The following is a 19,353-nucleotide window of genomic DNA, read 5'->3' on the forward strand; positions in this document are numbered from 1 at the left end:
GCCGACCACCCCGAGCGGACAAGTCGCGGCCAAGGCACGAAGCCAGTCAGTCGGAGGGTCACACCCGAGGCGGTCGACCACAGCCCAGCACCATCAGGCTGCGCTGTCGATCCTCACAGTCAGTCGGTTCAAGGAGGCACTGCACGACGAGCACAGCTCGTGGGAGGCGCTCAAGCGGGCCTGGCGCGGGGCGATCGAGCCGGTCGGGGCCTCGGCGGCCACCGTCATCCTCGGCCTGCTCTGCCTCCTGCTCGCCGAGCTGCGCAGCACCTCCGGGCTCGGGCCGGTCGGTGCCCTCGGCATCGCCGGTGCACTGCTGGCCTCGGTCACCTTCCTGCCCGCCGTGCTCCTGCTCTTCGGGCGCACGATCTTCTGGCCGTTCGCCCCCAAGGTCGACCACGAGCACGCCGAGGACGTCGTTGAGTCCCGGCGCGGGCTGTGGGGCCGGGTCGCGCGGACGGTCGGCACGCACCCGCGCCGTACGTGGGTGCTCACGCTCGTGGCCCTGCTCGCGGCCGCCGCGTTCGTGCCGTCGTTCAAGGCGAGCGGCGCGACCATCGAGGAGACCTTCCTCACCGACGTCGACTCGATCACGGCCCAGGAGGTGCTCGGGAGGCACTTCCCGGGTGGTGCAGCGCAGCCGCTCCAGCTCGTCGTGCCCGAGGCGCAGGCCGAGCAGGCGCTGGCCGTCGTCGAGGAGGACCGCGGCATCGAGTCGGCCTACCTCGGGCTGACCCCGCCGCAGCAGGGGCAGCCGGCGCAGCCGCCGAAGGTTGTCGACGGGCAGGTGCTCGTCCAGGCCACGACGAAGGACGCCGCCGACAGCGAGGGCGCGGAGGACACCGTGCGCCGGCTGCGCGAGGCGCTGGACGAGGTGAGCCCCGACGCCCTCGTGGGCGGCAACGCCGCGACGAACCTCGACGTCCTCGACGCCAGCAGCCGCGACCTCAAGGTCATCGTGCCGACCATCCTCGCGGTGATCTTCGTCGTGCTCGCGCTGCTGCTGCGCTCGCTCCTCGCGCCCCTCGTGCTCGTCGTCGGCAACGTCGTGTCGTTCGCCGCGACGATCGGCATCTCGGCCCTGGTCTTCGACCACGTCCTCGGCTTCACCGGCGGCGACCCGTCGATCCCGTTGTACGGCTTCGTGTTCCTCGTCGCGCTCGGCATCGACTACTCGATCTTCCTCATGACGCGCGTGCGCGAGGAGGCGCTCGTCCGCGGCACGAGACCGGGCGTGCTCGTCGGGCTCGCGGTCACCGGTGGAGTCATCACGAGCGCGGGCATCGTCCTCGCGGCGACCTTCTCGGCGCTCTCGGTGCTCCCCATCCAGTTCCTCGTGCAGATCGCCTTCATCGTCGGGTTCGGTGTGCTGCTCGACACCTTCGTCGTCCGCTCCCTCCTCGTGCCGGCGCTCGCCCACGACATCGGCCCCCGGGTGTGGTGGCCCTCGCGGCTCGTCGCCGACGGCGGGCGGTCCGGTCCGGGTCACCACGCGGCGGGGGTCCACCCTCCCGCCGAGGAGCCGGCCGACGGGGGGCGCCCTGCGTGACGCGTGTCGGCCTCGCCGGGTACGGGTTCGCCGGCCGCGACATCCACACCCCGCGGCTGCTCGAGGCCGGCCTCGACGTCGTGGCGGTGTCGACCCGTGACGAGCAGCGTTCCGCCGCAGCGCGGTCCGACCTGCCCGGGGTGGAGGTGGTCGACGGGCTCGGTGAGCTCCTGATGGTCGACGGGCTCGACCTCGTCGTGCTCGCCACGCCGAGCGGCGGCCACGCCGGCCAGGTGCGGCAGGTCGTCGACGCCGGGCTGCCGTGCGTCGTCGACAAGCCGCTGGCCCTCGACGCCCCGTCGGCCGCGGAGGTGGTGCGGTACGCGGCGGCGGCCGGCGTCCCGCTGACCGTCTTCCAGAACCGCCGGTACGACGCCGAGCAGGCGACGGTGGCTCGGGTCGTCGCCGAGGGCCTGGTCGGCGAGCCGTTCCGCTACGAGATGCGCTGGGAGAGATGGCGCCCGGTGCCGAAGGAGCGCTGGCGCGAGACCCTGCCGGCCACCGAGGGCGGAGGGCTGCTCCTCGACCTGCACACCCACCTCGTCGACGCCGCGGTGCAGCTGTTCGGTCCGGTGGGGACGGTGTTCGCGACCGTGGCGGCCCGGACGACGACGGCCGAGGACGACGCCTTCCTCGTCTGCACCCACGACGGGGGTGTGGTGTCGCACCTGGCGGCGAGCTCGGTGGCCGCGGCGCCCGGACCACGGGTCCGCCTCCTCGGGACGACGGGCGCGTACGTGCTCGCCGACTTCGAGGGGGAGGAGCACGTCTGGAGCGCGCAGGCGGATGCCGGTGCGGCACAGTCAGGCTGGCTGTACCGCGGGACCGAGCGCGAACCGGTCGCCCGGGCGGTCTCGTCGCAGGCCGACCTCTACCGCGCGGTGGCCGCCGCCCTGCGTGCGCCGGACCCGCAGGCCGCGATGCCCGTCGACCCGTGGGACGCGGTCCACACCCTCGCGGTGGTCGACGCCGCGCGGGCCTCGGCCGCGCAGGGGCGCGTCGTCACGGTCGTCACCCCGGCGCGCTGAGCCGGATCGGCCTCAGGGAGAGGTGAGCCGACGGGGTTCGAGCCGCTCCTCGCGGGCGCCGTCACCGTCGCGCGTGACGACGTGGGCGGCGGCGCCGTCCCGCTCGGAGACGGCTTCGACGAGCGCCGTTCCCCGGTAGACGAGGCCGACGCCGTCGTCCGTGCAGTGCGTCTCCGGCAGCGTGCCGTCGGCGACCAGTCGGTGCACGAGCGGGCGCCGCCGCGCCTCCGAGTCGTAGTGCACCCCGTTGCCGTACGGGAGCAACCCGAGCCCGTTGGTCACCGCCCGCAGCTCCGGGCCGAAGGAGTCGGTCGTGCCGCCGAGGTACCAGCAGATGGACCCGGCGGAGACGCCGGCGAGGACGACGCCGGCCTCCCAGGCGGCGCGCATCGCGGGACGCAGGTCGTGGGCGTCCCAGACGGCGAGGAGGTTGGCCACCGAGCCGCCGTTCACCCAGACGACGTCCTGCTCGAGGAGGTGCGCGGCGGGGTCCTCGAGGTTCGGCATCGGGAAGAGCGAGAGGACGCTCGCGTCGAAGCCCGCGACGCGCCCCGCCTCGAGGGCACGGAACGAGTACGCCTCGGGGTCACCGGAGGCGGTGCCCACGACCGTGACCCGGGGTCGCCGCCCGTGCACGCCGGACAGATCGACTGCGTGATGGACGAGGGCGTCGAACTCGAGCCAGGTGCGGTGGCCGGGGCGGTAGCCGCCGGACGTGGCGAGGATCGTCGGCTGGTCGGTCGTCACGTCCGCCACCCTACGAGGGGCTGTGGAAAACCTCGCGGCGGCCTCCGCGGTCGCGGGCAGGGTGGGGTGATGGAGACGACGAGCCCGCCGCAGGTCCCCGGTGTCGAGCTGGGGGCGCTCCTCGGGCGGGGCTCGTCGGGTGAGGTGTGGGAGGGGGTGCTCCTCGCGGGGTCGCGTCCGGTCGCCGTCAAGGTCGCCGGGGGCGACGCCGATGCCGCCGAGGCGGCCGTGCGCGAGGCGTCCGTGGCCTGCCGGGTCGCCTCCGAGCACGTGCTGGGGGTCGAGGCGTGCACCGCGCTGCCCGACGGCCGCGTCGCGCTCGTCATGCCGCTGATGCGCGGGGGCAGCCTCGCCGCGCTCGTGCGGGCCCGAGGCCACCTCGGCCCGGGCGAGGTGGTCACGGTGCTCGCGCCGCTCGCCGGCGCACTCGGGCGGCTGCACGCGGCAGGGGTCGTCCACGGCGACGTCTCCCCGGGCAACGTCCTGCTCGACCTCGACGGGCGCCCGGTGCTCGCCGACCTCGGGGTGGGCCGGGTGCTCGGCGAGGCGCCGACTGCCGTGTGGGGCACCCCGGGGCACCTCGCCCCCGAGGTGCTCATGGGCGCCGAGCCCTCGGCGGCCTCCGACGTCTACGCGCTCGGGGCGCTCGGGTGGCTCTGCCTCGCGGGGGAGGTGCCCGGTGCCCCCGGGCTGCGGCCGGGCCTCGCGTCGGTGTGCCGCGCCGGGACGGGGTCCGAGGCGCTCGTCGCCGCGATCGAGGCGGCCGTGCACCCGCTGGCCGACGAGCGGCCCGACGCCGACGAGCTCGCCTGGCTGCTCTTCGGGGCGGCCGAGCCCGAACCGCTCCACCTCGTCGCGGGCGACGACGACGTCAGCGCGGTCACCTACCGGCTGCGCGCCGCGGCCGGCCGGCCGCCCTCCGCGCCCGTGGCCGGCGACCGCCCGGCCGGGGGCCGGCACCGTCCGCCGGCAGCCCGTCCGCGGAGACGAGCCCGGCTCGCGCAGTGGCGGCCGGTGGCCGCTGGTCTGCTGGCGACGGCGCTCGTCGTGCTGCTCGCGGTCCTCGGGTCCTCCGCGCTGCGCGACGAGCCGGCCCGTGCGGCACCGCGGCCCGCCCCGTCGTCCGCGAGCCCTCCGGTGGACGAGCCCGCCCACCAGGTCGCCGACCCACGGGCCGACCCGCAGGCGCCGGCCGAGCGGGCCGCGGAGCTGCTCGAGGTGCTCGCCGACGCCCGGGCCCGGGCCTTCCGCGAGGGCGACGTCCGTCACCTCGCCGGGGCCGAGGTCGCCGACGGTCCGCTGGCGGCGTTCGACCGCGCGGCCGTCGGCCGCCTCGCGGCCGGCGGGCTCCGGTACGCCGGCCTCGCGTACGACGTCTCGGGGGTCCGGGCGGTCACGGCCGGCAGGGACTCCGCCGTCCTGCGGGCCCGCATCGGCACCGGCGCCTATCGCGTCGAGGGGAGCGGTGCGCCCCGGACCCGCACGGCGTCGGCGGGCGAACCGGTGCTCGTCGACCTCCGGCGCACGCCCGACGGGTGGCGGGTCTCGGGGATCCGTCCGGGGTGAGGGGCCCGGGCGGGACCGCCGGCAGGGTCGGGTCAGCCGACGACCCAGCGGGCCGCGGCGTCGAGGTCGGCGTGCACGAACGGGTAGCCGCTGTCGTGCAGGACGTGCCCGACGATGCGCTGGCTCCCGAGGATCTCGCCGGCGAACTCGCCGACGACGAGGCGCAGTGCGGGGGAGGGGGCCGGCAGCAGGGCCGGGCGGCCGAGGGCCCGGCCGACGGCGGCCGCGACGTCCTTCTGCCGCGCCGGCGCCGGGGCCGCGAGGTTCACCGGACCGGTGACCTCAGGATGGTCGAGGAGGTGCAGCAGCGCGCCGACCTCGTCGGGGAGGGTGATCCACGGCCAGAACTGGCGACCCCGGCCGAGCGGCCCACCGAGGCCGAGCCGGGCCAGGCGCAGCAGCGGGGCCATCGCACCCCCGTCACGGGCCATGACGATGCCGGTGCGCACGAAGGCCACCGACGCCCCGGCGTCGACCGCGGGCCGGGCCGCGGCCTCCCACGCGTGCACGACGTCGGCGAGGAAACCGGTCCCCGCCGGACTGGCCTCGGTGAGCTCTTCGTCGCCCCGGTCGCCGTAGAAGCCGACCGCCGACCCCGAGACGAGCCGCACGGGGTGGTCGGCGGCGGCCACGGCCAGCGCCACCGCCGTCGTCGCGTCGGTACGCGACGCGAGGATCTCGCGCTTGTACGAGGGCGTCCACCGCTTGTCGCCGACCCCGGCGCCCGCGAGGTTGACGACACCGTCGACCCCGTCGAGCACGGCCGGGTCGAGGTGCCGGGACGCCGGGTCCCACCGCACCTCGTCGGCCGCCGACGGTGCCCGGCGGACGAGGCGCAGCACCTCGTCGCCGCGCTCCCGGAGCGCGGCGACGAGAGCGGTGCCGATGAGGCCGGACGAGCCGGTGACGGCGATGCGGGCCACGGTGCGGGGGCCGTCAGAGGCCGAGGTCGGCCTCGAACGCCCCTTCCTCGAGGCGCTGCTTCATCGTCGTGAGGAACCGCGCGGCGTCGGCGCCGTCGACGATGCGGTGGTCGTAGGACAGGGCGAGGTAGACCATCGAGCGGATGGCGATCGTCTCGCCGCCGTCCTCGGCCGTCACGACGACGGGGCGCTTGACGACCGCCCCGGTGCCGAGGATCCCGACCTGCGGCTGGTTGATGATCGGCGTGTCGAAGAGCGCCCCGCGCGAGCCGGTGTTCGTGATGGTGAAGGTCCCGCCGGCGAGGTCGTCCGGCATGATCTTGTTGCTCCGCGTGCGGTCCGCGAGGTCGGCGATGCCGCGGGCCAGGCCCGCGATGTTGAGGTCGCCGGCGTTCTTGAGGACCGGGACGATGAGCCCCTTCTCGGTGTCGACCGCCATCCCGAGGTTCTCGGTGCCGTGGTAGGTGACCGCGTCGTCCTCGATGCTCGCGTTGACGGTCGGGTGGGCCTTGAGGGCCTCGACCGCGGCGAGCGCGAAGAAGGGCAGGAAGCTCAGCTTGGTGCCCTCGCGCTGCGCGAAGTCGTTCTTCGCCCGGTCGCGCAGCCGCGCGATGCGGGTGACGTCGACCTCGACGACCGTCGTCAGCTGCGCCGAGACCTGGAGCGACTCGACCATCCGGCGGGCGATCGTCTTGCGCAGCCGCGACATCGGCTGGGTCGTGCCGCGCAGGCTGGTGTCGACCGGGGCCTTCGTGGTGGCGGCCGGGGCCGACGCCTGCGGGGCCGAGGGAGCGGCGGCCGCGGCCTGCGGCTCGGGCTCGGGGGCCTTCTGCGCCTCCGCGGCGGCGAGGACGTCCTGCTTGCGGATGCGCCCGCCGATGCCGCTGCCGGTGAGCGTGGCGAGGTCGATGCCGTGGTCGGCCGCGAGCTTGCGCACGAGCGGCGTGACGTAGGCGCTGGCGTCGTCGGACCCGCCGGCCGAGGACGAGGGGGCGGTGGACGACGAGGGCGCCGGGGCGTCGTCGGCCTGCGCGGCGGCGGCGTCGGGGACCTGCTGTGGGGCAGCCTCCTGCGCGGGGGCCGGCTCGGGCGCCTTCTCCTCGGCGGCGGGCTGCTCCGGCTCGGGCTCGGGCTCGGGGGCCTTCTCCTCGGCGGCCGGCTGCTCCGGCTCGGGCTCGGGCTGCTTCTCCTCGGCCGGGGCGGCCGGTGCGCTGCCGCCGCCGGACCCGCCGACGACCGCGAGGTCGGCGCCGACCGGCACGGTCTCGTCCTCCTGGACGAGGATCTTGCTCAGCGTGCCCGCGACGGGGGACGGGATCTCGGTGTCGACCTTGTCGGTGGAGACCTCGAGGAGGGGCTCGTCGACCGCGACCTCGTCGCCCTCGGACTTCAGCCAGCGGGTGACCGTGCCCTCGGTGACGGACTCGCCGAGCGCCGGCATCTGCACGGTCGTGCCCTCGCCGGAGCCGCCCGAGCCACCGGAGTCGGAGTCGTCCGAGCCACCGGACTCGCCACTGCCCGAAGCGTTCTCGTCAGACGCGGAGGCGCTCGACGACTCGTCGGCCTGCGGCTCGGCGGGCTCCTGACCGCCCTCGTCACCGGCCTCGGCGACGGCGCCGGCGTCCGCGGGGTCCTGCACCTCGTCGGCCGGGCCCTCGTCGCCGGACGACTCGGCCGGGGCGGACTCGCCGCCACCGGAGCCGCCCTCGGGGGCCGCGCCGTCACCGATGACGGCGAGGTCGGCGCCGACGGGGACGGTGTCGTCCTCCTCGACGAGGATCTCCTGGAGCACCCCGGCGACGGGGGACGGGATCTCGGTGTCGACCTTGTCCGTGGAGACCTCGAGGAGCGGCTCGTCGACCGCGACCTCGTCGCCGACACTCTTGAGCCACCGCGTCACGGTCCCCTCGGTGACGGACTCGCCGAGTGCGGGCATCTGTACACGTTCGGACATCAGTGGTGCTCTCCTTCGTGGGCGGTGGCGGTCATCACTCTAGTTGTGTGCGTGGAGCGGCTTGCCGGCGAGCGCCAGGTGGGCCTCGCCGAGCGCTTCGTTCTGGGTCGGGTGGGCGTGGACGAACGGCGAGACGTCGTCGGGGTGCGCCTCCCAGCCGACGATCAGCTGGGCCTCGCCGACCTGCTCTCCCATCCGCGAGCCGACCATGTGGACGCCGACGACCGGGCCGTCGACGACGCGGACGAGCTTGACGAAGCCCTGCGTGCCGAGGATCTGGCTCTTGCCGTTGCCACCGAGGTTGTACTCGTAGGCCTCGACCGCGTCCCCGTGCACCTCGCGGGCCTGGTCCTCGGTGAGGCCGACGGAGGCGACCTCGGGGTCGCAGTACGTGACGCGGGGGATGGTCGCCTCGTCGACCGGCGCGGGGTCGAGCCCGGCGATGCACTCTGCGACGTAGATGCCCTGGGCGAAGCCGCGGTGGGCGAGCTGGAGCCCGGGGACGATGTCGCCGACGGCCCAGAGGTTCTCGACGCCGGTGCGGCACGGGCCGTCGGGCACGACGAACCCGCGCTCGAGCCGGACGCCGGCCTCCTCGTAGCCGAGCCCGTCGGTGACCGGCCCGCGGCCGACGGCGACGAGCAGGAGGTCGGCCTCGAGCTCGGTGCCGTCCTCGAGGCGCACGGTGACGGCGTCGGGACCGTCCTGCGCCGCGGCGAACCGGGCGCCCGTGCGCACCGTGATCCCGCGCTTGCGGAAGGCCCGCTCGAGCGCCGTGGACGACGCCGGGTCCTCGGCCGCCACGAGCCGCGGCAGCGCCTCGACGACGGTGACCTCGGAGCCGAACGAGCGCAGGACGGAGGCGAACTCGACGCCGATGACCCCGCCGCCGAGCACGACGACGCGGCTCGGCACCTCGTCGAGGCCGAGCGCCTGGTCGCTGGTCATGACCCGACCGCCGACCTCGAGGCCGGGCAGCGTCCGGGCGTACGAGCCGGTGGCGAGGACGACGTGGCGCCCGACGAGCCGGCGGTCGCCGACGACGACGGTGCCGGGGCCGTCGAGCCGGCCCTCGCCCTCGACGTACTCGACCTTGCGCGCCTTGACGAGCCCCTGGAGACCCTTGTGCAGCCGCGCGACGACGCCCTCGCGGTAGGAGCGGACGCCGGGCATGTCGATGCCCTCGAGGCTGGCGCGCACGCCGAAGCGGCCCGCCTCGCGCGCCGCGTCGGCGACCTCGGCGGCGTGCAGCAGCGCCTTGGTCGGGATGCAGCCGCGGTGCAGGCAGGTCCCTCCGAGGAGGTCCTTCTCGACGAGGACGACGGAGAGGCCGAGCTCGGCGGCGCGCAGCGCACACGCGTAGCCCCCGCTCCCTCCTCCGAGGACGACGACGTCGTGGGTGGCTTCGGCGGTGGCCGGCATCCGGTGCTGCTCCCTCTCGCGGTGGCGGGTCGTGCGCGGCGCACCGCGGGTGGTGGGCGCCGACGCTGCCCCGCATCCTGTCACTCCCGAGGACCCGGCACGAGGTCGCGTCGCGCGGCGGACGCCGGAGGTCCGCAGGGCGAGCCCTTATCGTGTGCGCATGGCGTGGTGGAGACGTGGCCGTGGCCGGAAGGCGACGCCGCACGACGGCAGCGACCTCGCGAGCGCGCGCACGCACCTGGCCGAGTTCGCGCGCAGCCGCCGGGGGGTCGAGGCCTACGTCGAGCCGGCCACCAACGTCACGGCCACGACCGTCGTCCTCATCGCGCACGACGGCGAGTGGACCCGCCGGGCCCTGCCGTCCCGTCCCCAGGCCTTCGACGTCGCGCGCGGGCTCGACGTCCCGGTCTACGACGTCAACCTCACCGGGTACCCGGCCCGGATGCGCGCCTGGACCACCCGCCAGCGCCGCGACGGACGCACCTGACCGACAAAGCGGTGGCCGCCGGCCGCCGCGCGTGCGAGCGTGGGGGCACGATCCCCGCCGACGGAAGGACCGCACCCATGAGCTCCAAGGACCGACCCCGCGCCGCCGTGCCCGACGACGTCAAGGCCCGGTTCAAGGCCGCGCTGGAGAAGAAGCAGGCTCACGGCGGCACCGACGTCTCCGACCAGGCCGAGCACGGCAAGGTCGACCACGCGCACGGGCCCGAGACGAGCGCCCGCCAGCAGATGTTCCGCCGCAAGAGCGGCTGAGCGACCCCGCACGCGACGACGGCGGGCACCCCACCCGGGGTGCCCGCCGTCGTCTGCGCGGTCAGCGGCGCGGGCGGTGCCCCTCGACGAGCGTGACGAGGGTGGAGACCCCGAAACCGGTGCCGCCCTTGGGCGTCCGGCCCTTGGGGCCCTTCTCGTTGAACGACGGGCCGGCGATGTCGACGTGGGCCCACGGGATGCCCTCGCCGACGAACTCCTGGAGGAAGAGACCGGCGGTGAGCATGCCGCCGGCGCGGTCGCCCTTGTGGGCGATGTCGGCGGTGGGCGTCTCGAGCTTGGCCCGCAGCGCGACGGGGAGGGGCATCGGCCAGGCGCCCTCGCCGGCCGCGTCGGCCGCCGCGACCACGCTCGCCCGGAAGTCGTCGTCGTTGCCCATGACCCCGGCGATGTCGTCGCCGAGGGCGATCATCTGGGCGCCGGTGAGGGTGGCGATGTCGACGATCCAGTCGGGCTTCTTCTCGCTCGCGAGGCAGATCCCGTCGCCGAGCACCATCCGCCCCTCGGCATCGGTGTCGAGGATCTCGACGCTCGTGCCGTCACGCATGACGACGACGTCGCTGGGGCGCTGGGCGGTGCCGCCGGGCATGTTCTCGGCGAGGCAGAGGTAGCCGGTGACGGCGACCGGGCCCCCGAGCTCGGCGGCGGCCACGACGGCCGCGGCGACGGCGGCGGCGCCGGCCATGTCGGACTTCATCGTCACCATGCCGCTGCTCGGCTTGAGGTTGAGGCCGCCGGAGTCGAAGGTGATGCCCTTGCCGACGAGGGCGACCGAGCCCTTGGCGCCGGACGGGGAGTACGACATCGTGACGATGCGCGGCGGGTTGACCGAGCCCTGGCCGACGCCGGTGATGCCGCCGAAGCCGCCCTTGAGCAGCGCCTTCTCGTCGAGCACGGACACGGTGACCTTGGCGGGGGAGTCGGCGACCCGCTTGCGGACCGCCTCGACGAAGGACTGGGGGAAGAGCAGGTTCGGCGGGGTGTTGACGAGGTCGCGCGCCCAGTCGCGGGCGGCGCCCACGGTGGCGGCGCGGGCGACGGCCTCCTTGACCGCGCGCGGCTGCCCGGCGCCCGAGACGACGGTGACCTTCGGGCCGGCGGCGGGCTTGGTCGCGGCGCCGCGGCCCCGGCGGCCGGCCAGCGGGGCGGCCTTGTCGTAGACGTACGTGCCCGACCACGCGCCGTCGGCGACGGCGGAGACGCTCTCGACGTCGGGGGTCGGCAGGGCCACGGCCACGCTCTTCTTCGTGCGGACCGCGCGCAGCGCCGCGGCCGCGGCCTCGCGCAGGACGGTGTGGTCGAAGGCGGTGCGGCGGGCGTCGCCGTCGCCGAGGCCGGTGACGACGACCGAGGTGGCCTTGACCCCGGGGACGGCGACGACGCGGTGCACCTCGTCCGCGCGTCCCGTGGCCTCGAGGTCGGCGAGCACGGCCTGGAGGTGCACGACCGCCTTGCGGGGCAGCCCGTGCCCGGTGGCGAGGTCGGCACCGTCCGGGGTGCGCACCGAGCCGACGACGAGGGCGTCGACGGGCAGGTCTGCGGAGGTCTTGGTCGTCACGGTCAGTGATGTCATGCCGGCAGACTATCCGGGGCGCCGGGGGCCTCCCGGGGGCGCGGTAACGTGCCCACCATGACCGACCTCAAGCACTCGCCGATCCACGACCGGCACGTGGCGCTGGGCGCCAAGATGGCCGACTTCGGGGGGTGGTCGATGCCGATCGAGTACCCGGGCGGCGGGGTCGTCGCCGAGCACACGGCCGTCCGCGAGCGGGTCGGCCTCTTCGACGTCTCGCACCTCGGCAAGGCCCGGGTCTCCGGCCCCGGCGCCGCCGACTTCGTCAACGCCTGCCTCACCAACGACCTGCGCCGCATCGGTCCGGGCCAGGCCCAGTACACGATGTGCTGCACCGAGTCCGGGGGCGTCGTCGACGACCTCATCCAGTACCTGCGCGGCGACGAGGACGTCTTCCTCATCCCCAACGCGGCCAACACCGCCCGGGTCGTCGAGCTGCTCGCGGCCGCCGCGCCCGAGGGCGTCGTCGTCGAGGACCTCCACGACTCGTACGGGGTCCTCGCCGTGCAGGGCCCGCGCTCGGACGAGGTGCTCACCCGCCTCGGCCTGCCGGTCGACCACGACTACATGAGCTTCGTCGAGACCGAGTGGGACGGCCTGCCGGTCATCGTCTGCCGCACCGGGTACACGGGTGAGCGCGGCTACGAGATCGTGCCCGCGTGGGACGTCACCGGCTCGGTCTGGGACGCCCTCGCCGCGGCGGTCGCCGAGGAGGGGGGCCTGCCCGCCGGGCTCGGGGCCCGCGACACGCTGCGCACCGAGATGGGCTACCCACTGCACGGCAACGACCTGTCCCTCGACATCACGCCCGTCATGGCCGGAGCGGCCTGGGCGGTCGGCTGGGACAAGGAGGGCTTCTGGGGCAAGGAGACGCTCACGGCGCAGCGCGCGGCGAAGGAGTCGCCGCTGATGCGCGGCCTCGTCGTCACCGGGCGCGGCATCCCGCGCTCGCACTGCGCGGTGCGCGACGCCTCCGGGGCGGTCGTCGGCGAGGTCACCTCGGGCACCTTCTCGCCGACCCGCAAGCAGGGCATCGCCCTGGCCCTGCTCGACCGGTCGGTCACCCTCGGTGACGAGGTCGTCGTCGACGTCCGCGGGCGCGACGTCCCGGCCACCGTCACCAAGCCGCCGTTCGTCGAGGCGGGGGTGCGGTCGTCGTGAGCGAGCAGTGGACCTGGACCTTCGCCGACGCCGGCGGCGCGGAGGTCGCCGGGGAGCCGACGACGACGACGGCCTTCCCGACCCAGTCCGACGCGGAGAGCTGGTTCGGCGAGGTGTGGCACGAGCTCGCCGACGCCGGGGTCGCGTCGGTGACCCTGTATCGCGACGGCACCGTGGTCTACGGGCCGATGAGCCTCGAGGCGGCGCCCTGAGGCGAGCCGGCGGGCCGGCTCAGGAGGGGTACTGGCCGCGGGCGACCTGCGGCTTGGGCATCCGCTGCCGGCGCAGCTGGAAGACCCGCATCACGGCGTAGGCGACGGCGCCGCGGGGGAGGGCGTCGGCCCCGAACTTCGCGACGATCCGCTTCTTGAGGCCACGCCACATGAGGACGCTGTCGACGACGACGGCGAGCACCGAGGCCCAGGTGAGGGCCACGCTGATCGTGAAGATCGTCTGCTGCCGCACGAGCGAGAGCGCGAGGACGATGAGCATGATCGGCAGGAGGAACTCGCCGAGGTTGCGCCGGGCGTCGACGTAGTCGCGGATGTAGCGGCGGACCGGACCCTTGTCGCGCGGGGGCAGGCCGGCCTCGTCGCCGGTCTCGAGGGCCTTGCGCGTGCGGGCCAGCTGCTCGCGGCGCTTCTGCCGCTCGATTTGCTTGGCCTCCTTGCGGTCGGCGACGACGAGCGGCTGGCGACGGGCGGCCTGCTGGTCGCGGCGCTTGGGCGTGGGGCGGTTCTTCGCCCCCTCGCGCGCCGGGGTCAGCGCCTCGTCGGCGAGCTGGTCGTTGGTGGTCTTGCTGCGTCCGAACACCCTCCAACTGTAGGTGCTCGCCGGCGGTGGCCCGTCGCGGCCGGAGCCCCGCCGCTGCCGGCGCTTCGCGGTCGGTAGGGTCCGGAGGCGTGACCGACGTGCTCTCCGACGACCAGACCGGCGCCCTGCGCGACCGCATCCACGAGCTCATGCCGCAGGTGCGGGCCGACCTCGAGGCGCTGACCCGCATCCCCTCGGTGTCGCTCGACGCCTTCGACCAGGCGCACGTCGAGGCGAGCGCCGAGGCCACCGCGGCCCTGCTGCGCGCCGAGGGCCTCGACGTCGAGATCGTCCGCGAGGGCGGGCGCCCGGCGGTCATCGGCCACCGCGACGGCCCGCCCGGGTCGCGCACCGTGATGCTCTACGCGCACCACGACGTGCAGCCGCCCGGCGACGACGCGCTCTGGGACAGCCCGCCGTTCGAGCCGACCGAGCGCGACGGCCGGCTCTACGGTCGGGGCGCCGCCGACGACAAGGCCGGGATCATGGCCCACGTCGCCGCCCTGCGCGCCCACGGCGACGACCTGCCCGTCGGGGTCACCCTCTTCGTGGAGGGCGAGGAGGAGGTCGGCTCCGACTCGCTCGCGACCATCCTCGAGCGGCACGGCGAGAAGCTGCGGGCCGACGCCATCGTCCTCGCCGACTCGACGAACTGGGCGGTCGGTGAGCCGGCCCTGACGACGACGCTGCGCGGGATGATCCGCGTCGTCGTCACCGTCCGCACCCTCGACCACGGCATCCACTCGGGGATGTTCGGTGGCGCGGTGCCCGACGCCATCACCGCCCTCGTGCGCCTGCTGGCGACGATGCACGACGACGCCGGCGACGTCGCCGTTGAGGGGCTGCGCTCGGGCGTCGCCGCCGACCTCGACTACCCGGAGTCGCGGCTGCGCGAGGAGTCCGGCCTGCTCGACGGGGTGTCCACGATCGGGTCGGGGTCGCTGCTGTCGCGCATCTGGACCCGGCCGTCGATCACGACGATCGGCATCGACGCGCCGTCGGTCGCCGAGTCCTCGAACACCCTCGTCCCGAGCGCGTCGGCGAAGATCTCGATGCGTCTCGCGCCGGACGAGGACGACATGGAGGCCTACGCGCTGCTCAAGGCCCACCTCGAGGCCCACGCGCCGTGGGGCGCGCAGGTCGAGGTGCACCTCGACGACCGCGGGCTCGGCTTCGCCGCCGACGCGCAGGGTCCGGTGTACGACCAGGCCCGGGCCGCCTTCGCCGACGCCTGGGGCGTGCCGCCGGTCGACATCGGGGTCGGCGGGTCCATCCCCTTCGTCGCGGCCTTCGCCGAGCAGTTCCCCGAGGCGGCCATCCTCGTCACCGGGGTCGAGGACCCCGACGCCCGGGCGCACGGCGCCAACGAGTCGCTGCACCTCGGCGAGTTCGAGCGCGTCTGCGTGGCCGAGGCCGTCCTGCTCGCCCGGCTCGGCGCGCTGCCCCGCTGAGGCAGGATCGGACCATGGCCCAGGGAACCTACGTCGAGGCGTCGTTCGAGCGCGACACGAACTACATCGAGGACCGGATCACCGTCGCCGGTGACGGCGAGCACGAGTGGCCGGTCGAGGCCGGGCGCTACCGGCTCGTCGTGGCCCGGGCCTGTCCGTGGGCCAACCGGGCGATCATCGTCCGGCGTCTGCTCGGGCTCGAGGACGTGCTCTCGATGGGCATCTGCGGGCCGACCCACGACTCCGACAGCTGGACCTTCGACCTCGACCCCGGTGGCGTCGACCCCGTGCTCGGCATCCCCCGGATCAAGGACGCCTACGAGAAGCGGTTCCCGGGCTACCCGCGCGGCATCACCGTGCCCTGCGTCGTCGACGTGCCGACGGGCGAGGTCGTGACCAACGGCTTCGCCCAGCTGACCCTCGACCTGTCGACGCAGTGGCGCGAGCACCACCGCGACGGCGCGCCCGACCTCTACCCGGAGGCCCTGCGCGAGGAGATGGACGAGCTGATGCGCTTCGTCTACACCGAGGTCAACAACGGGGTCTACCGGTGCGGGTTCGCCGGCACCCAGGAGGCGTACGACGCGGCCTACGAGCGGCTGTGGGTGGCGCTGGACCGGCTCGAGGAGCGACTCGCCGACCGGCGCTACCTCATGGGGGAGAGCATCACCGAGGCCGACGTCCGGCTGTTCACGACCCTCGCCCGCTTCGACGCCGTCTACCACGGGCACTTCAAGTGCAACCGGCAGAAGCTCACCGAGATGCCGGTGCTGTGGGCGTACGCGCGTGACCTCTTCCAGACGCCGGGGTTCGGCGACACGACGGACTTCGTCCACGTCAAGAGCCACTACTACGAGGTCCACCGCGACATCAACCCGACCGGCGTCGTCCCCGCGGGGCCGGACCTGTCGGGATGGGCCGAGCCGCACGGGCGCGAGGACCTCGGCGGGCGGCCGTTCGGCGACGGCACGCCGCCCGGGCCGCCCCCGGAGGGCGAGCGGGTGCCGACCGCGCACAACCCGCACGTCGGCCCGGACGGTCTCGTCCGGGTCTGACCCTCAGTCCTTGCTGGTCTCGCCGGGCAGGGCGAGCATCCGGTCGAGGGCGACCCGGGCGTGGTGCGCGACGTCGGGGTCGACCCGGATGGCGTTGACGACCCGTCCCTCGACGAGCGACTCCAGCGCCCAGACGAGGTGGGGGAGGTCGATGCGGTTCATCGTCGAGCAGTAGCAGACGTTCTTCTCGAGGAAGACGATCCGCTGCTCGGGGAACTCGGCCGCGAGCCGCCGCACGAGGTTGAGCTCGGTGCCGACCGCCCACGCGGTGCCGGCCGGGGCCGCCGCGATCGTCTTGATGATCTTCTCGGTGGAGCCGACCTCGTCGGCGAGCTCGACGACCTCGTGGCGGCACTCAGGGTGGACGATGACCCGGACGTCGGGGACCTCGCGGCGGGCGGCCTCGACGGCCTCCACGGAGAACCGCCCGTGCACCGAGCAGTGGCCGCGCCAGAGGACCATCGTCGCGTCGCGCAGCTGGTCGGGGGTGAGGCCACCCATCGGGCGGTGCGGGTCCCAGACCACGCAGTCCTCGAGCGGGCGGCCGAGGTCGCGGGCGTAGGTGTTGCGGCCGAGGTGCTGGTCGGGCAGGAAGAGGATCTTGCCGCCCTCGCCGGCCTGCTCCAGCGCCCAGGTCAGCGCCGTCTTCGCGTTGGAGGAGGTGCAGATGGTGCCACCGTGGCGCCCGGTGAAGGCCTTGATGGCGGCCGAGGAGTTCATGTACGTGACCGGCACCGTGGCGTCGGCGACGCCGGCCTCGACGAGCTCGTCCCAGCACTCCTCGACCTGGTCGATCGCGGCCATGTCGGCCATCGAGCAGCCGGCCGCGAGGTCGGGCAGGACGACGGTCTGGGTGTCGGCCGTGAGGATGTCGGCGGACTCGGCCATGAAATGCACGCCGCAGAAGACGACGTACTCGGCGTCGGGGCGCGCCGCGGCCTCCTTCGCGAGCTTGAAGGAGTCGCCGGTGACGTCGGCGAACTCGATGACCTCGTCGCGCTGGTAGTGGTGGCCGAGGACGAAGAGGCGGTCGCCCAGGGCGGCCTTGGCGGCCCGCGCCCGGTCGACGAGTCCGGGGTCGGAGGGCGCGGGCAGGTCGCCCGGGCACTCGACGCCGCGCTCGCTGGCGAGGTCGCGGCCCTGCCCTAGGACGAGCAGGGGGAGGGGGGCGTTGCGGGGCGCGCCGGTGGTGGTCGTCACGGCCCCGATCGTAGGCGCACCCCGGCGTGGCACCGGCCCCTGACCGGATCGCGGCTCAGCCCATCGACTTCTGGCCGTCGATGCTCTCGCGGAGGATGTCGGCGTGGCCGGTGTGGTGGGCGGTCTCGGCGAGGATGTGGGCGAAGACCCGCCGGGCACTGCGCCGCTCGCCCGGCCGGAACCACGGCGCCGGGGGCAGCTCGTGGTCGGCCGACAGGTCGGTCGTGCGGACCAGCTCGTCGGTGTGCGCGGCGACCTCGCGGTAGAGGGCGAGGACCTCCTCGAGCGTCTCGTCCTCGAGGAGGCGGAACTCGCGCTCGCGGGCCGCGTAGTCGGCGTCCTCTCCACCGGCCATCGCGCCGCTCTCGACGAAGTCGGTCCAGCCGCGCTCGGTGAGGGCGACGTGCTTGACGAGCCCGCCGAGGCAGAGCTCGCTGACCGTCGGCGTGAGCCGGGCCTGGTCGTCGGTGAGTCCCTCGACGGTGTGGAGGAGGAAGTACCGCTGCTGGGCGAGCGCCTCGAGGAGGGAGGTGCGCTCGGGGTCGAGGTCGGTACCGGTGGGCTCGGACATGGGCATCCCTCTCGTCGGGCCGGCCGCCGCCGACCGGTACGGCCGACGCTAGCGCCGGGCACCGACACGACGTCGTGGCTGACGGCCTGTCTCGCGTGGCCGGCCGACCGTGCGGGGGTGGGGGTGCGGGGACTCTCGGTTGCTTCGCATGCTGACTCACCCGAGAAGACCCGCAGACACACCCCGGGCCGGGCCTCCAGCCACCCCGGGCCGGTCCCGCGCCCTCCGGGGGTCGCGGCCCGCCGCCACAGCCGCGCGGCCCCGGCGGGCAGGACCCGTACGACCCCATCCCGCTACCCTCGCAGCGTGCGCGTGCTCCTCGCCCCGGACACCTTCGGCACCACGCTGGCGGCCACCCAGGTGGCGGCCGCGATGGCCGAGGGCTGGGCCGAGGGCGCCCCCCACGACGAGGTCCGCCAGCTGCCCCTCTCGGACGGCGGCCCGGGCTTCCTCGACGTCATCGAACGCGCCGTCGGCGGGACGACCGTCGCGACGACCGTCAGCGACCCTCTCGGCCGCGAGGTGCCCGCCGCGGTCCTCCTGCACGACGAGGGTGAGCGCCGCACGGCGTGGGTCGAGGCCGCCCAGGCCACCGGGCTGCACCTCCTCGCGGCCGACGAGCGCGACCCGCGCGTCACGAGCACCTGGGGGGTCGGCCAGCTGCTCGCCACCGCCCTCGCCGAGGGCGCGACGCGCATCGTCGTCGGGGTCGGGGGAGGCGCGACGAACGACGCCGGCGCCGGGATGCTCGCGGCCCTCGGCGCGGGACCGGCGACGGCGCTGGCCCGCGGCGGGCTGGCCCTCGGGGACGTCCCGGAGGACGCCCTCGCCGACCTGGCCGAGGTCCTCGACCGGTTCGCCGGCGTCGAGCTCGTCCTCGCCACGGACGACACCACCCCGCTGCTCGGGCTGGCCGGCACCAGTGCCGTCGAGTCCCCGCGCAAGGGCGCGGCGCCCGAGCACGCCCAGGCGCTCGAGGGGGCCCTCGGCCGTTTCACCGACCTCCTGGTCCGCGCCCTCCCGCGCCCGCCGATCGACCTGCTCACCGGCGCCCCACGCCGCCTCGACCGCGAGCCCGGCGCCGGCGCCGCGGGTGGGCTGGGCCTGGCTCTCCTCGCCCTCGGCGCGCGCTGCACCGGCGCGGTGGCCGAGGCGCTGCACGTCACCGGCTTCGAGGTCGCCGCGGCCGGCAGCGACCTCGTCGTCACCGCCACCGACCGGCTCGACTGGACCTCGCTGCGCGGGTCGGTCGTCTCCGGGGTCGCCGAGGCCGGGACGGCGGCGGCCCGGCCGGTCGTCTGCGTGGCGGGCGAGGTCCTCGTCGGGCGCCGCGAGACGATGACCACCGGCCTGGCCGGCTGCTACGCCGTCGCCGACCACCCGTCCGAGGTCGAGGGGATGCTCGCCGACCCCGTCGGCACGCTGCGGACCCGCACCGCGCGGGTGGCCCGCACCTGGTCGCCCGGCCGCTGACCGGACCCCGCCGAGCCCTTGCACGGGGCGCCGACCCGGGACGTCACCCCGGCGACGTATCCTGAACGGGTCCGGGAACACCCGGGGCCCCCC

At 75.1% G+C, this 19,353-nt stretch carries 18 protein-coding genes; 10 read left to right on the forward strand and 8 right to left on the reverse strand.

Translation table 11 applies throughout. The annotated features are described in order from the left end of the window. On the forward strand, positions 1 to 1,549 hold a 1,549-nt coding region (locus JQN70_RS18580), incomplete at its 5' end, for an MMPL family transporter (protein ID WP_204132879.1). Next, the gene (locus JQN70_RS18585) at positions 1,546 to 2,577 is read left to right on the forward strand and encodes a Gfo/Idh/MocA family protein (RefSeq protein ID WP_204132880.1); all 1,032 of its coding nucleotides are present in this window, start codon (positions 1,546 to 1,548) and stop codon (positions 2,575 to 2,577) included. The genes JQN70_RS18580 and JQN70_RS18585, both read left to right, overlap by 4 nt. A 12-nt stretch (positions 2,578 to 2,589) precedes the next feature. Here the strand turns inward: JQN70_RS18585 and JQN70_RS18590 are convergent, their stop codons facing one another. Beyond that, a complete protein-coding gene (locus JQN70_RS18590; RefSeq protein WP_204132881.1) occupies positions 2,590 to 3,324 on the reverse strand; it encodes a Type 1 glutamine amidotransferase-like domain-containing protein in 735 nt (244 codons plus the stop codon). A gap of 69 nt (positions 3,325 to 3,393) precedes the next feature. Between JQN70_RS18590 and JQN70_RS18595 the strand changes: the two genes are divergently transcribed. Next, entirely contained in the window at positions 3,394 to 4,890 is a 1,497-nt protein-coding gene (locus JQN70_RS18595; RefSeq protein ID WP_204132882.1) for a serine/threonine-protein kinase, read from the forward strand. Between the two features lie 32 nt (positions 4,891 to 4,922). Here JQN70_RS18595 and JQN70_RS18600 read toward each other — a convergent pair whose 3' ends face one another. Genes JQN70_RS18600 through lpdA form a run of 3 tightly spaced genes read right to left on the reverse strand, consistent with a single transcriptional unit; the run spans position 4,923 to position 9,189 of the window. After that, complete coding sequence (locus JQN70_RS18600) at positions 4,923 to 5,813, reverse strand: TIGR01777 family oxidoreductase (RefSeq protein ID WP_307836081.1); 891 nt, start codon at positions 5,811 to 5,813, stop codon at positions 4,923 to 4,925. A 13-nt stretch (positions 5,814 to 5,826) separates the two neighbouring features. Further along, complete coding sequence (gene sucB / locus JQN70_RS18605) at positions 5,827 to 7,767, reverse strand: 2-oxoglutarate dehydrogenase, E2 component, dihydrolipoamide succinyltransferase (RefSeq protein ID WP_204132883.1); 1,941 nt, start codon at positions 7,765 to 7,767, stop codon at positions 5,827 to 5,829. 39 nt (positions 7,768 to 7,806) lie between these two features. After that, positions 7,807 to 9,189: a dihydrolipoyl dehydrogenase gene (gene lpdA / locus JQN70_RS18610; protein ID WP_204132884.1), complete on the reverse strand. Its 1,383-nt coding sequence runs from the start codon at positions 9,187 to 9,189 to the stop codon at positions 7,807 to 7,809. Positions 9,190 to 9,349: 160 nt separating this feature from the next. On the opposite strand from lpdA, the gene JQN70_RS18615 reads away from it, so the two are divergent. Both JQN70_RS18615 and JQN70_RS18620 read left to right on the forward strand, forming a co-directional pair. After that, a complete protein-coding gene (locus tag JQN70_RS18615; RefSeq protein ID WP_204132885.1) occupies positions 9,350 to 9,676 on the forward strand; it encodes a hypothetical protein in 327 nt (108 codons plus the stop codon). A gap of 77 nt (positions 9,677 to 9,753) precedes the next feature. Then, the gene (locus tag JQN70_RS18620; RefSeq protein ID WP_204132886.1) at positions 9,754 to 9,945 is read left to right on the forward strand and encodes a DUF5302 domain-containing protein; all 192 of its coding nucleotides are present in this window, start codon (positions 9,754 to 9,756) and stop codon (positions 9,943 to 9,945) included. Between the two features lie 61 nt (positions 9,946 to 10,006). Here the strand turns inward: JQN70_RS18620 and JQN70_RS18625 are convergent, their stop codons facing one another. Beyond that, positions 10,007 to 11,536, reverse strand: coding sequence for a leucyl aminopeptidase (locus JQN70_RS18625; protein WP_204132887.1), 1,530 nt, complete (start codon positions 11,534 to 11,536; stop codon positions 10,007 to 10,009). Positions 11,537 to 11,593: 57 nt separating this feature from the next. Here JQN70_RS18625 and gcvT point away from each other — a divergent pair, with 57 nt between their 5' ends. After that, complete coding sequence (gene gcvT / locus JQN70_RS18630; RefSeq protein WP_204132888.1) at positions 11,594 to 12,697, forward strand: glycine cleavage system aminomethyltransferase GcvT; 1,104 nt, start codon at positions 11,594 to 11,596, stop codon at positions 12,695 to 12,697. Then, positions 12,694 to 12,909 (forward strand): hypothetical protein, encoded by a 216-nt coding sequence (locus JQN70_RS18635; protein ID WP_204132889.1) that lies wholly within the window; start codon positions 12,694 to 12,696, stop codon positions 12,907 to 12,909. Before gcvT ends, JQN70_RS18635 begins: the two co-directional genes overlap by 4 nt. Positions 12,910 to 12,928: 19 nt before the next feature. On the opposite strand, the gene JQN70_RS18640 is transcribed toward JQN70_RS18635, so the two are convergent. After that, a complete protein-coding gene (locus JQN70_RS18640) occupies positions 12,929 to 13,510 on the reverse strand; it encodes a DUF3043 domain-containing protein (protein WP_204132890.1) in 582 nt (193 codons plus the stop codon). Between the two features lie 149 nt (positions 13,511 to 13,659). Here JQN70_RS18640 and JQN70_RS18645 point away from each other — a divergent pair, with 149 nt between their 5' ends. Both JQN70_RS18645 and JQN70_RS18650 read left to right on the forward strand, forming a co-directional pair. Continuing rightward, positions 13,660 to 14,961, forward strand: coding sequence for a dipeptidase (locus JQN70_RS18645; RefSeq protein ID WP_204132950.1), 1,302 nt, complete (start codon positions 13,660 to 13,662; stop codon positions 14,959 to 14,961). Between the two features lie 14 nt (positions 14,962 to 14,975). Beyond that, positions 14,976 to 16,016 carry a glutathione S-transferase family protein gene (locus JQN70_RS18650; RefSeq protein WP_204132891.1) on the forward strand — a complete coding sequence of 347 codons (1,041 nt, stop codon included), beginning with the start codon at positions 14,976 to 14,978 and terminating at the stop codon, positions 16,014 to 16,016. A 3-nt stretch (positions 16,017 to 16,019) separates the two neighbouring features. Here JQN70_RS18650 and nadA read toward each other — a convergent pair whose 3' ends face one another. Continuing rightward, positions 16,020 to 17,216, reverse strand: coding sequence for a quinolinate synthase NadA (gene nadA, locus JQN70_RS18655; RefSeq protein ID WP_307836083.1), 1,197 nt, complete (start codon positions 17,214 to 17,216; stop codon positions 16,020 to 16,022). A 55-nt stretch (positions 17,217 to 17,271) separates the two neighbouring features. Next, positions 17,272 to 17,787, reverse strand: coding sequence for a DinB family protein (locus JQN70_RS18660; protein WP_204132892.1), 516 nt, complete (start codon positions 17,785 to 17,787; stop codon positions 17,272 to 17,274). Positions 17,788 to 18,093: 306 nt separating this feature from the next. Between JQN70_RS18660 and JQN70_RS18665 the strand changes: the two genes are divergently transcribed. Continuing rightward, the gene (locus JQN70_RS18665; protein ID WP_204132893.1) at positions 18,094 to 19,260 is read left to right on the forward strand and encodes a glycerate kinase family protein; all 1,167 of its coding nucleotides are present in this window, start codon (positions 18,094 to 18,096) and stop codon (positions 19,258 to 19,260) included. Positions 19,261 to 19,353 lie beyond the last annotated feature (93 nt).

It is taken from the genome of Phycicoccus sonneratiae, assembly GCF_016887965.1.
Taxonomy (GTDB): domain Bacteria; phylum Actinomycetota; class Actinomycetes; order Actinomycetales; family Dermatophilaceae; genus Phycicoccus; species Phycicoccus sonneratiae.